This is a genomic window from Paraburkholderia monticola (genome assembly GCF_001580545.1).
Lineage (GTDB): Bacteria > Pseudomonadota > Gammaproteobacteria > Burkholderiales > Burkholderiaceae > Paraburkholderia > Paraburkholderia monticola.
In genome coordinates this window covers 1-717 of the sequence record NZ_LRBG01000018.1, presented here as the reverse complement: position 1 = coordinate 717, position 717 = coordinate 1, and the positions used below count along the sequence as shown (strand labels likewise).

Annotated in this window: 2 tRNA genes and 1 rRNA gene; all 3 read left to right on the top strand. The window is 50.3% G+C overall.

The annotated features are described in order from the left end of the window. Positions 1-108 (top strand): 16S ribosomal RNA (locus CI15_RS37520); the annotation flags it as partial. 78 nt (positions 109-186) lie between these two features. After that, positions 187-263: transfer RNA gene (locus CI15_RS16800), tRNA-Ile, on the top strand. Positions 264-312: 49 nt separating this feature from the next. Beyond that, positions 313-388 (top strand) — tRNA-Ala (locus CI15_RS16795). The last annotated feature ends 329 nt before the right edge of the window (positions 389-717 follow it).

Below are 717 nucleotides of genomic sequence, written 5' to 3'. Positions count from 1 at the left end.
ATGAGGGGTGGTCGGTAGCGTAAGATGTGTATAAGAGACAGATTCATGACTGGGGTGAAGTCGTAACAAGGTAGCCGTATCGGAAGGTGCGGCTGGATCACCTCCTTTCCAGAGCGATGCATTCATTGCATTCAAGTGCTCACGCTTATCGGCTGTGGTTAAGAGAAGTAACGCAGACAGACTCAGGGGTCTGTAGCTCAGTCGGTTAGAGCACCGTCTTGATAAGGCGGGGGTCGATGGTTCGAATCCATCCAGACCCACCACTGTCTTGTCTGTGGTGCTGACAGGGCGTCCCTTGAGTAGTGTGTGACTGGGGGATTAGCTCAGCTGGGAGAGCACCTGCTTTGCAAGCAGGGGGTCGTCGGTTCGATCCCGTCATCCTCCACCAATCCTCAATGCGCAGTGTTCTGTGTAAAAACACACAGAGCGTTACGCATTGGCGATTGAGCCAGTCAGAGCGGTACACAATTCGTTGTGATATCGGCTGTCGTTCTTTAACAATCAGGAAGAAGTAGTAAAGAGATTCACGAAAGCATACTTAGAGATGGGTGTGCGAGTAGGTGAATCAGGGTTGTGATTGTATCGATGTATTTTAAAGGTGATCGAAAGATTGCTTTGGAATACGGCGCAACACGAATACTCAACCTGTAGCGGCAAGTTGAAGTGCGGCTCCTTCGGGAGTTGCAGTGAGACATACCCGTTATAGGGTCAAGCGAA